Raw genomic sequence first — 12033 nt, 5'->3', positions numbered from 1 at the left:
TATACATCAAAAGGATAGGGGGGATATGATGGGAAACTCAATTACTATTAGTTTATGCATGATTGTAAAAGATGAGGAACAAACTATATCGAAATGTTTAGAATCGGTCAAAAGTGTTGTGGATGAAATTATTATTGTAGATACAGGTTCAACAGATGCTACAAAAGAAATTGTGAAGAAGTATGATGCGAAAGTTTATGATTTTCAATGGATTGAAGATTTTTCAGCGGCACGAAATTTTGCATTTTCTAAAGCTACAAAAGAATATATTCTTTGGCTAGACGCAGATGACATAATAGATACGGAAGATATAAAGAAATTGTTGCAGTTAAAAAGTACGTTAGATCGTAGTACGGATGCAGTATCTATGAAATATTATTTAACTTTTGATATAGAAGGAAATCCAACACATTCTTTAAGGCGATATCGATTAGTCAACAGAAGTAGAAATTTTCAATGGCATGGATTTGTTCATGAATATTTAGAGGTGTATGGAAATCTTATAAATAGTGATGTAGGGGTAAGTCATAAAAAAATAAAAGCATATACTAATCGTAATTTGAAAATATATGAAAAGCATCTTGAGAGTGGAAAAGAATTTAGTCCCCGTGATGTGTACTATTATGCAAATGAATGTAGGGATCACAGATTATTTGATAAGGCTGTTAAGGGGTATTCTAAATTTTTAGATGAAGAAAAGGGTTGGGTTGAAGATAATATTCAAGCGTGTTTAAAAAGAGCCGAATGTTATTTAGAATTGGGGGACTTAAAAAAATCTATACAGTCTTGTTTGCAATCATTTACGTATGACACGCCTAGAGGAGAACTTTGTTGCCACTTAGGACGTGTATTTTTGCAACAAGGGGAATATTCTAAAGCGATATATTGGTACCATGCAGCAATTGACGGGCCAAGGCCAAAGGATTCTCCGTTTGTCCGAGAAGAGTGTCATACATGGTTGCCGCATATTCAACTATGTATTTGTTATGATCGAATACAAGAATATGAAAAGGCAATTTATCATAACGAACAAGCTGCGGAGTTCATACCTAATAATCCAAGCATTGCATATAATAGAAAATATTTTGATAGTTTATTACAAAAATAGTATTTAATAATACTAGATAATCATTTTGGCTGCTGAGAGGAGTTTGATTCATGCTCACAAGTATAATTATATTGACTCATAATCAATTACAATATACAAAAGAATGCATCCAAAGTATTAGAACTTATACAGTGGAACAAGAGTATGAGTTAATAGTTGTGGACAATGCGTCAACAGATGGTACTGTAGAATGGTTACAAAAACAATCGGATATTATGCTAGTGGAAAATGCGGAGAATATGGGTTTTCCAAAGGGATGCAATCAGGGGATTAAAGAGGCAAAAGGTGATAATATTCTATTATTAAATAATGATGTGGTCGTAACTGAAAATTGGCTAAGCAACTTAATTCGGTGTTTATATGAAAGTAAGGATACTGGAGCGGTAGGGCCCGTAACTAATAATGCAGCTTACTATACTGCTATACCAACCTTTTATAAAGATATTGAAGGAATGCAGAAGTTTGCAACTTTATATAATCAAAGTGATAAAGATAAATGGGAAGAACGTATGAAATTAATCGGATTCTGTATGCTTATAAAAAAATCAGTGTTAGATGAAGTTGGATTATTAGATGAACGATTTACACCGGGGAATTATGAAGATGATGATTTGTCACTAAGAATGTTTGAAAAAGGATATAAATTGTATTTATGTAGAGATACATTTATTCATCATTATGGAAGTGTCTCATGGAAAGAAGATAGTATGAAATTTTCTGTAGTTTTACATGCGAATAATATAAAATTGTATGAAAAATGGGGATTTTATGGTGAAAGTTTATACATTCATTATGATTTACTAGCGATATTAGAGCGATTTGCACCTGATAAAGTAAATATTCTTCATATAGGAGCTGGATGTGGTGCCACTTTATTAAAAATAAAAGGGTGTTATCAGGCAGTTTCTTTATTCGGAGCAGAAAGTAATGAAAAAGCGGCAGCTCTTGCAAATAGGGTAGCTCCTACAACTTCTGCTGAATATGACAAGTTACATGAGGTATTTACAGATGAAAAATTCCAGTACATCCTACTATCACATCCCATTGAGCCAGCGAAATTACCGCATGTCATACAATCTATGTCACAACTGTTAACGCCAACAGGAACTTTCATTATGTCGAAATTCAATTTGGATAATTATTATGCATTAAAAAAATAATACTTTTAAGATTTTCTCTGTGGAGATGAACTGTATTTGGCAATGTTGGAGGAACAACGGTTTCTTTTATAGAAACAAAACCGAAATCCGAGCCCGGATTTCGGCTTTTCGACGTGTGATGAATTATGAAAAAAGAGCTATCCTATAAGCTGGTTTCGCATACTTATAGGATAGCTTCTTTACTTTGAAACAAACGGATGCTTTTCATAATAAAACCGCCATGGGTAGTGAATGGCTTCTTCTGCGTAATCAATATTAATACGAGGGCCAGCTATTATGTTATGTGTGGATGATAAATGTTCTTCTTTTGGAACTAACTCAATATGTAATGTATCACTTTGTAATGATACCCCGCGTTCTTCTAAAGTGATTCCGAGTGCGCGGCATAGTTTTCCAGGTCCATTTGTTAAGTTTTTATATTGCTTATTCGTAATATCGGTTTTGTTGTAGCGCGCTAGTTTCATTTCTTCGATTCCGTCTATAGGCTCAAGAGCACGAATGAGAATTCCTTGCGGGGTGCCGACTGGTGCTGTAATTACGTTAAAACAATGATACATACCATAAATAAGATATACGTAAGCATGTCCGGGTGCACCGAACATTACTTCTGTTCGATCTGTTCGTCTGCCACCGTAACTATGTGCGGCCTTATCATCTGGACCTTTGTATGCTTCTACTTCTACAATAATTCCGCTTCGTTTTATTCCATCTACAATATGAACAAGTTTATGTCCGAGTAACTTCTTTGCGACTTCTAACGTATCGCCTTCATAAAAAGAAGGTGGTGCCTGCATTGTACTATCTCCTTTGCTGGTTGTATATGTATATAGTAAACCAAATTTTGAGTAGTAATTCTAACTCGTTCTATTTGCTACGTTTATTTCATAAATTATGGATAGAGTACAACAGCGAAGAGGGGGAGTGCGACATGATTTATCGCTTACTAGCTCTTAATATAGATGGGACACTACTATACAACAACGGAAAAATCGCAAAAGGGTTACGGGAAACAGTTGAATTTGTGAAAAGAAAAGATGTATACGTTACATTATTTACGAATCGTAATTTTCAATCGGCTCATAAAATTGCCAAGGCGTTAAAATTAGATTCTATATTAGTTACACATGGCGGAGCTTTCGTTTCAGCATCGTTAGATAAGCCTTTCGCTCAAAGGAGATTATCTGAAGAGAAAACCTTTAATATTGTGCAAGTGTTAGAGCATTTTGATTGTAATGTTCGCATTTCTCATGAACGATTTTCAATTGGGAATCGTGAGAGAAATACACCAAACTTAATTGCACGTACTGTATTATCGAGCGCAGATCCGTTATTTTATCCAGTTCAATTTGTAGATTCGCTAGGGGATGCACTGCGTGATCATCCAGTAGCTGCACCAAAAATTGATATTGTTTTCCATACGAAAGGTGAAAAAGAAAGAGGGATGAATACGTTAAGAAAGGCATTTCAAGATGTAGAGTACGTCGAATGTGATGCGGGGCGTATAGAAATTCTCCCTCAAAATGTATCGAAACTACGTGGTTTACAATTACTTGGGGAGCATTTAAATATTCACCTTAGTGAAATGGTTGCGATTGGGGATAGCATGGAAGATTTAGAGGTCATTGAAAACGTTGGACTTGGGGTAGCGATGGGGAACGCGCCTGTAGAGTTGAAGCAAGCAGCTGACTGGATTACACGTTCGAATAGTGAGAATGGTGTAGAGTATATGATTAAAGAACATTTTCGCAAACAATTTCCGCTTCCTTTTTTGAAAAATCATAAAAATACACCGAAACGATGAAAAAAGAAACGTAGCATTTTCGCTACGTTTCTTTTTTGTTTTTATGCTTCGATTACTTTAAGCATTCTATTTAAAAATGCAGCAGCTTCACCACGTGTTGCTGTACCTTTTGGGACAAACTCGTTTCGTTCATTACCTTTTACAATTCCGTATGCATAAACGTTTTGTAATGCTTTGTTATTGTATGCTAAGTCTTGGTCAGTGAATGGTAATTTCACTTCTTTTCTATAAATCCATTTGTATTCTAGTGCACGATCAATCATAATAACAGCTTCATCACGTGTTATTGTAGCATTCGGATCAAATTTATTATTCCCACGACCATTAATTATACCTGCGCTAGCGGCACGATTAATTCCATCTACTAAAGATGAATGTGCTTCGTTTAAGTCCGTAAATTTAGAATTTCCAGCAGGTAATTTTAAAGAGCGGGACATTAAGTTTGCAAATTCGGCACGTGTTACAAGACGATTTGGCCAATAAGAACCATTACCGTCGCCGAACATAATTTTTTTAGCTGCTAACTGGCGAATATCTTGCTCATACCAGCCACCTGTAATGTCGTCTTTTTCATGTGGGATTTCTTCAGGGATAACATCTTTACGATTTTCATTATAATAAGCATTTGTTCCTTGTAAGAAAGCATTCCATTGTCCACGTTGAATCATAAATGCAGGACAGTTTTTTCCACTCCAAAATTGGTGCTTTTGAACGTGATCTAGTGAGATATTTAGTTCATTCATTAAATACGCAGCTAATTTGCGGGCGTTTTCTACTGCTTTAACATAATCGCCATCGCTATTTACAGCAATTTCAATTCCGATTGATTCATAATTTCCAGTTTTATTTCCAGCATGCCATCCAACTTCATTTAATGGAAGGTGTTGATAAATTTCTTTATCATCGACAGTAAAATGCCAAGATGCTGAACGATCGGTGTTTCCACGTGCTTGACTATCTAAGTACTTTGCGTGATTTAAAGCGTTAGCACCTTTGCTCGTATTAGCAGTTTCATGAATTGTAATGTATTTTGGATCCATTGCGTATCCAGGTCGAATGTTTTCATTACCTTTTGGGACAATCATTTCTTTAAATGTCACACCATAAATAGTGCTTGTATATAAATTTGCGGGCGTTCTATATAAAGTTTTCTTTTCTGTAGAACTCTTATTTTCTAATAAGGATGCTTTCGTACCTTCAAACGTAGCTGAAGGGGCGTAAATCCATTTTGATGTTTCGTTTACTTGAATTTTAAACCAATTCCCAGATTGTTCAGTAGGAATGATTATTTGTGGCTGTATTTTGTTTTCTTCTTTAAATGGTTCGAAAGGAAGTGAATATGTAAAAGTCTCTTCTTTTATAATTAATTTTTTATTGGAAAGTTTATGAATCTCTCGTACTTCTAAACTATTATCGTCATTATTGATCCAGCCAGAACCAGATGCAGTTTGTACATAATATGTAGTATCTTTTTTCTTTGTTGCCTTTACGACTTGTTCAGTAACTTCGATATTTGTTTTGTTCTGTAAATTGTTTGAGTCATATAGTGGAAGTTTCTTTGATAAATGGAGAAGATATTCACCATTTATTTCAAGATGATTCGCTTCATCATGTCTATGTTTTTTTGCATGTTCTTCGATGCTGTTTAAAGCTTGTTCATCAGTAGATAATTCCATGGTTTTCTCTACATTCTCTGCGAATGAATAAGTAGGTGCCACAAAAATTTGTAGTGCAAGAGAGAGTGCTAAAATGTTGTAAAACTTTTTCTTCATAGTTGTTTTAACACGTTAGGTTTTTAATCTCGTGTTAACAGGCCTCCTTTATATGTATTTAAACTAGTAGTTAGTACTAATACGTTTTAGATTGTAACAAGGGCATGTTATAATATCTATACAACTAGGAGATGTTTATGAAAAATCAATATTCAGTATGTTGTAAATGTGATATGGGAATAAGGTAAAACCTTCTGTATTGACCTGCAAACGCCCTTCAAGTAAACTAAAGAGAGTTTGCAAATGAAAAGGTGATAATGTTGTTAATTTCAATTAAAACGTTACAAGATGATCGTTTTTTACGTCCGCTACAAAATATTGGCGGTTTATTTTTTGAAGAGAGCACGATAGGGTTTGAGAAAGAAGAAGCAGATCTGATCGTTGATATACAGATAGAAGGTAATGTGACAGCATCAGCTCATTTAACAGATGTTGCAACCGGAAATGTGTATGAAGAAACATTCTCGAAAGATTTATCTGCTTTTACAGATGAAAAAGAACGTATGAAGCAAGTGAAACATGTTGTTTCTTACGTATATCTTTCTGTACTTCAACAGCTAACTGGACTTGAACAGAGCTGGGGTATTTTAACGGGAGTACGCCCAACGAAGCTTCTTCATAAAATGCTTCAAAATGGTATGACAAAAGAAGAGGCGCATAAAGAACTTCGTGAAAGTTATTTAATTCATGAAGAGAAAATTGAGCTTCTTCAGCGTATCGTGGATTGCCAATTAGCGGTAGTTCCGGATTTATACCGTTTGAAAGAGGAAGTAAGTATTTATATCGGTATTCCATTCTGTCCAACAAAATGTGCATATTGTACATTCCCGGCTTATGCAATTAACGGACGCCAAGGGTCAGTTGATTCGTTCTTAGGTGGCTTACATTATGAAGTTCGTGAAATTGGTAAGTTTTTAAAAGAAAAAGGTGTTAAAGTTACGACGATTTATTACGGTGGTGGTACACCGACGAGTATTACAGCAGAAGAGATGGATATGCTGTATGAAGAAATGTACGAAGCGTTCCCAGATGTGAAAGATGTACGTGAAGTAACAGTTGAGGCAGGTCGCCCAGATACGATCACACCAGCGAAGCTAGAAGTGTTAAATAAATGGAACATTGACCGTATTAGTATTAATCCGCAGTCATACCATCAAGAGACACTAAAAGCAATTGGACGTCATCATACTGTAGAAGAAACGATTGAGAAGTATCATTTAGCACGTGAAATGGGAATGAACAATATTAACATGGACTTAATTATTGGTCTTCCTGGTGAAGGATTAGAAATCTTCAAGCATACGCTAGATGAAACAGAAAAGTTAATGCCAGAATCGTTAACAGTTCATACGTTATCATTTAAACGTGCTTCTGAAATGACGCAAAACAAACGTAAATATAAAGTAGCAGGTCGCGAAGAAATCACTGCGATGATGCATGAGGCGGAAGAGTGGACGAAGAACCACAATTACGTGCCATACTATTTATATCGTCAAAAAAATATTTTAGGGAACTTAGAAAACGTTGGGTATGCAATGCCTACGCAAGAAAGTATCTACAATATTGTTATTATGGAAGAAGTACAATCGATTATCGGACTTGGTTGCGGTGCATCAAGTAAATTTGTTCACCCACAAACAGGAGCAATTACACACTTTGCGAATCCGAAAGATCCAAAATCATATAACGATGGCTTTGTGAAATATACAGAAGATAAACTGAAAATTTTAGAAGAGCTATTTGTGTAAGGAGAAATAGACTGTTCCGACTTGGAACAGTCTATTTTTTATCCCGCTATTTGCCGGGCTGATTAAAGTTTCACTTTATATTGTCAGTTTTTGTCGGTAAGTCGATATATTCGAAAAATCGCTGATATAAATTGAGTTGCGGTCGATATATTTTAAAAATCGCTGATATATTTCAAGTTGCGTCGATATATCTTGAAAATCGCTGATATATTTCAAGTTGCGGTCAATATATTTTAAAAACCTTCAATATAATTTCATTTACCGTTAAGTGGCACCGTTTGTAAAACCATGTCGATAATAATCAGAAAAATTAGTCATATTATTAGAGGACAATGTCTACTTATAGACGAAATGATAGATTTATGAAAGAGAAAAGGGGGAAATTGTTGGCATGTACATGACGATAGGGAGAATTTTTGATTTAGCAGTTGGCAAGTATCCGAATAAAGAGGCGTTAGTAGAGCCAGAAAAAAATATTCGCTGGACATATAAACAGTGGGATGAGCAAATAAATAAAACGGCGCAAGCTCTATTGAAAGAAGGAGTAAGAAAAGGAGACTCTGTATCTGTTTACTTATATAACTGTCGTGAATTTGTAAACGTTTACTTAGCCTGTGCCAAAATTGGGGCGATCTTTAACCCGATTAATTTCCGCTTAAAAGCAAAAGAATTATCGTATATCCTCCAAGATGCAGCCTCGAAATTAGTTGTCTTTGAAAAAGCAGTCGAATCAACTGTTGCTATGATTGAACGAGATTTTCCAAATACGTCTTTTTGGTATGTAGAAGACGATACACCTTCCTATGCGAGTTCTTACCATGAAAAAGTAAATGAAGCATCAGCTGAAAAAGTAGATATTGTAGTAGATGAGATGGATTATTGTTCTATGCTTTATACGAGTGGTACGACTGGCCATCCGAAAGGTGTACTACATCGCCATCGTGATATGGCTGAGCATAGTATGATTTGTACGTATTTCATAAAATATAACAGGGATAGCGCCGGACTTGTGGTAGCGCCTTTATATCATTGCGGCGAGTTAAATGCTGGAATTATACCGCGCATTCAAGTTGGCGGAAAGAATGTTATTTTACATCATTTTGATACGGATAGAGTGTTACATACAATTCAAGAAGAGAAGATTACGACGTTTTTTGCAGCACCAACGATGTGGAATATGTTACTGCAAAAAGATCTGACTAAGTATGATTTAACTTCGATGAAGATTGGTGTATATGGCGGGGCTGCGATGGCACCAGCACTAGTGAAGGAATGTAAAGAGCGTCTTTATATTGATCTTGTCCAAATTTACGGAATGACAGAAATGGGACCGGTTGTTGCGTTTCTCGTAGAAGAGGATCAAATTACGAAAGCTGGTTCAGCTGGAACACCGTGCTTTAGCCATGAAATTCGAATTGTTAAACCGAACGAAGATGCACCGGCAGAGCCAGACGATGTCTTGCCTCCTTATGAAGTAGGGGAAATTATTTTACGCGGCCCAACTATGATGGCTGGTTATCATAATCGAGAAGAAGCAAATGCAAAATCAATGTATAAAGGCTGGTATCATTCTGGTGATTTAGGCTACTTCGATAAAGACGGTTATTTATTCGTTGCAGATCGTGTTGATGATATGGTAATTAGCGGTGGGGTAAATATTTATCCTCGTGAAGTTGAAGATTTTCTTCATAGTCACCCTGGTCTATTAGATGTTGCAGTACTTGGTGAGCCGGATGAACTATGGGGAGAGCGTGTCGTTGCGGTCGTTGTAAAGAAAGATGAAAATATTTCAGAAGCTGATTTAGAAATGTATTGTAAAGAAAGTGACGAATTAGCAGACTATAAACGCCCGCGTCATTATTTATTTGTGGATGAACTTCCTCGTAATGCGAGTGGAAAACTACAAAAATTTGTGCTGAGAGAGACGCTGAAAGGCGCGAAAAAATAATTAGTAGGACAGTTGTCTATACAAATAAGGCTATCTTTCTTCATAAGGAAAGGTAGCCTTATTTTTTTAATATAATCAAGTAAGGGAGGTAGTTTGGTCAAAAAATAGTATATACCTTTTATTTTAAATTACGTTCTTATATTATAATGAAATAATTTTATTTTTACTGTTTTAGCCCAGAAATCATGTTTTCTATTTTGATATAGAAGTGTTTTTGGTTGGATGAGGAATACTAAAATAGTAATAGTTAGTTTGTAATTACGAAACATCTTCATATATTAGTACGAGTTGAATAAATAAATTTGAGGAGAATGTTGGTGGGGCATATTTGTAAAGAAAGATAGTCAGTCATCAGATGACCATATGAGTGAATTGGTCATTCAGTACTTTTGGTTACTACTATTATAGTAACAAATTAAAGTGTAAATGAACAGTCTTGTAATGCATTTTTATAAGTACTAATATTTATTGTTGGCTGCCAAAACAAGAGAACAATACGGTTAATGAATCGCTTTGTTACTGCTTTGTTTTGCATAATTAAAGATGGTTTGATGCTGCAAATATTCTTTAGTTGTAACCTTTTTTTAAGGTGGTTTAGGGTGGAAAGGATTTCACCGCAGGAAAATTTGATAATTAAAGATGGAGGCGTTATGAGTACATATTTAAAAAGAATATCTGTGATTTGTTTTATTTTTACTGTTTTTATTGGACAAGTTTTTATGCCTATTATAAGTCATGCTCAAGAATTAAACACAACAGGATTTGTCGATAGTTTTGCATTTGAAAAGACAACATTAAATTATGGAGAAAAGACTAGCATACGTGTAAACTTTAGTGAAAAGCCTGGAAAGAAGATGAAGTCTGGGGATACATTAACGTTAGCACTACCTCCAGAATTAAAGGGATATAGCGGAACGATTGCATTAAAGGATGAATCGGGGCGTGTTTTTGGTACGTGCCAGATCAATACAAATAATGTAGTTTGTACATTTAATGATACAGTAGAACAGCTCGAAAATATTCGAGGGAATTTTAATTTCGCTGTTCAAGGTACGAATGTAGAAGCAGGAAAAACGAAAGATGTACAAACGAATTTAGGGACAAATTTAGAAAAACAAACGGTTAGCATTACCCACTCGAAAGGGGGCGGTACAGAACCGGGGATCTTTTTCTATAAAGCTGGTGATATTCAGCCAGACAAAAGTAATGAAATACGTTGGTTTTTAAATATCAATCTAAAGAAACAATATTTACATGACAATATCGTTTTGAAAGATACTTTACAAGAAGGACAAATGCTTAATAAAGATAGTTTTTATATAACTATTAATAGTAGAGAAAATTTGTCTCTTGAGCAGTTTCAACAGCGAGGTTATGGATATATTAAGTTTACTAGTGATAACTCATTTGAAGTTGTAATCTATAGACATATGGCGAACGCTACTTCATTTACTGTTGCTTATAAATCAACTATAACTGAGAGTGGAAAAAGTTTAAAATTCCTACAAAATGACTATAAACTTGATTATCAAATTTTATATGAGAAACCTATTTCTGAATCTAATAGTGCAAAGGTTGAAAATATATCATTTGGCGGCGGAGCTGAAGGGGATTTACCGGCGAAAGGAACGCTGCAAATTGTGAAACATATTGAAGGAAACGAAGGGAAAGTTATCCCGGGTGTTTCTTTTAAACTGTATACAGAGTCAGGACAGCAAATTGGTGATTCTTATACAACGAATAAAGATGGAGTAGTTGAGGCATCGAATCTAACTCCAGGTAATTACTATGTACAAGAAATTTCAGCACCGAACTATGTAGAGTTCGATCCACAAACGAAAATTCCTTTTACAATTAAGAAGGATGATGTAAATGGAATAAAACTTATGGTTCCAAATAAGTTAAAAACTACATCAGTTATGGGAAAGAAAACATGGGAAGGCGACAAAGTAAATGATCGCCCAGAAACAATTAAAGTAGATTTACTGCAAGATGGTAAAGTCATTGCAACGAAAGAAGTTACGGCAGCAAATGATTGGAAATACGAGTTTGAAAAGTTACCAGCAGTTAATAATGAAGGAAAAGCTCATAAGTATGAAGTAAAAGAACAACCAGTAACGGGATATCAATCGAAAGTTAATGGTTATGATATTACAAATATAAAGATCCATGAAGTAACAGAAGTAGAAGAGCAAGGTAAAGAAGAAACAACAGAAGAGACGGAAGAGCTATCAAAACCGGAAGAACCAAAGGTGACAGAAGAACCGAATGAGTTAGAAGCACCAGAGGTAACAGACAAACCGGAAATCTGGGTAAAACCAGAAGAAGAAAAGATTGAAGAAGAAACAACAGAAGAAATAGAAGAGTCATTAAAACCGGAAAAGCCGACGGTGACCGAAGAACCGAATGAGTTAGAGAAACCAGAGGTAACAGACAAACCGGAAATCTGGGTAAAACCAGAAGAAGAAAAGATTGAAGAAGAAACAACAGAAGAAA

At 35.2% G+C, this 12033-nt stretch carries 8 protein-coding genes; 6 read left to right on the top strand and 2 right to left on the bottom strand.

Translation table 11 applies throughout. From position 1 onward, the window contains the following. Positions 1-28: 28 nt before the first annotated feature. Entirely contained in the window at positions 29-1108 is a 1080-nt protein-coding gene (locus JDS80_RS21970) for a tetratricopeptide repeat-containing glycosyltransferase family 2 protein (protein ID WP_071747867.1), read from the top strand. 50 nt (positions 1109-1158) lie between these two features. Further along, a complete protein-coding gene (locus JDS80_RS21965) occupies positions 1159-2268 on the top strand; it encodes a glycosyltransferase family 2 protein (RefSeq protein ID WP_071747868.1) in 1110 nt (369 codons plus the stop codon). 179 nt (positions 2269-2447) lie between these two features. Here the strand turns inward: JDS80_RS21965 and JDS80_RS21960 are convergent, their stop codons facing one another. Beyond that, positions 2448-3062: a DNA-3-methyladenine glycosylase gene (locus tag JDS80_RS21960; RefSeq protein WP_098889072.1), complete on the bottom strand. Its 615-nt coding sequence runs from the start codon at positions 3060-3062 to the stop codon at positions 2448-2450. Between the two features lie 134 nt (positions 3063-3196). On the opposite strand from JDS80_RS21960, the gene JDS80_RS21955 reads away from it, so the two are divergent. Then, entirely contained in the window at positions 3197-4069 is an 873-nt protein-coding gene (locus JDS80_RS21955) for a Cof-type HAD-IIB family hydrolase (protein ID WP_071747870.1), read from the top strand. 41 nt (positions 4070-4110) lie between these two features. Here JDS80_RS21955 and JDS80_RS21950 read toward each other — a convergent pair whose 3' ends face one another. Beyond that, entirely contained in the window at positions 4111-5841 is a 1731-nt protein-coding gene (locus JDS80_RS21950; RefSeq protein ID WP_199639956.1) for an S-layer homology domain-containing protein, read from the bottom strand. 257 nt (positions 5842-6098) lie between these two features. Here JDS80_RS21950 and JDS80_RS21945 point away from each other — a divergent pair, with 257 nt between their 5' ends. The 3 genes from JDS80_RS21945 to JDS80_RS21935 all read left to right on the top strand — a co-directional run. Further along, positions 6099-7589, top strand: coding sequence for a coproporphyrinogen III oxidase (locus JDS80_RS21945; RefSeq protein WP_199639955.1), 1491 nt, complete (start codon positions 6099-6101; stop codon positions 7587-7589). A 391-nt stretch (positions 7590-7980) separates the two neighbouring features. Then, a complete protein-coding gene (locus JDS80_RS21940; protein ID WP_199639954.1) occupies positions 7981-9537 on the top strand; it encodes a fatty acid--CoA ligase in 1557 nt (518 codons plus the stop codon). A gap of 650 nt (positions 9538-10187) precedes the next feature. Beyond that, on the top strand, positions 10188-12033 hold a 1846-nt coding region (locus tag JDS80_RS21935), incomplete at its 3' end, for a Cna B-type domain-containing protein (RefSeq protein WP_199639991.1).

The organism is Bacillus cereus group sp. N8, assembly GCF_016483685.1.
GTDB lineage: Bacteria > Bacillota > Bacilli > Bacillales > Bacillaceae_G > Bacillus_A > Bacillus_A proteolyticus.
Note: the sequence above shows the minus strand (reverse complement) of the source record. Positions and strands in the feature narration are given on the sequence as shown.

Excerpts from the sequence above, each read along its gene's own strand:
- JDS80_RS21965 (WP_071747868.1), top strand. The coding sequence starts at position 1,159 with ATGCTCACAAGTATAATTATATTGACTCATAATCAATTACAATATACA.
- JDS80_RS21945 (WP_199639955.1), top strand. The coding sequence starts at position 6,099 with ATGTTGTTAATTTCAATTAAAACGTTACAAGATGATCGTTTTTTACGT.
- JDS80_RS21955 (WP_071747870.1), top strand. The coding sequence starts at position 3,197 with ATGATTTATCGCTTACTAGCTCTTAATATAGATGGGACACTACTATAC.
- JDS80_RS21960 (WP_098889072.1), bottom strand. The coding sequence starts at position 3,062 with ATGCAGGCACCACCTTCTTTTTATGAAGGCGATACGTTAGAAGTCGCA.
- JDS80_RS21970 (WP_071747867.1), top strand. The coding sequence starts at position 29 with ATGGGAAACTCAATTACTATTAGTTTATGCATGATTGTAAAAGATGAG.
- JDS80_RS21950 (WP_199639956.1), bottom strand. The coding sequence starts at position 5,841 with ATGAAGAAAAAGTTTTACAACATTTTAGCACTCTCTCTTGCACTACAA.
- JDS80_RS21940 (WP_199639954.1), top strand. The coding sequence starts at position 7,981 with ATGTACATGACGATAGGGAGAATTTTTGATTTAGCAGTTGGCAAGTAT.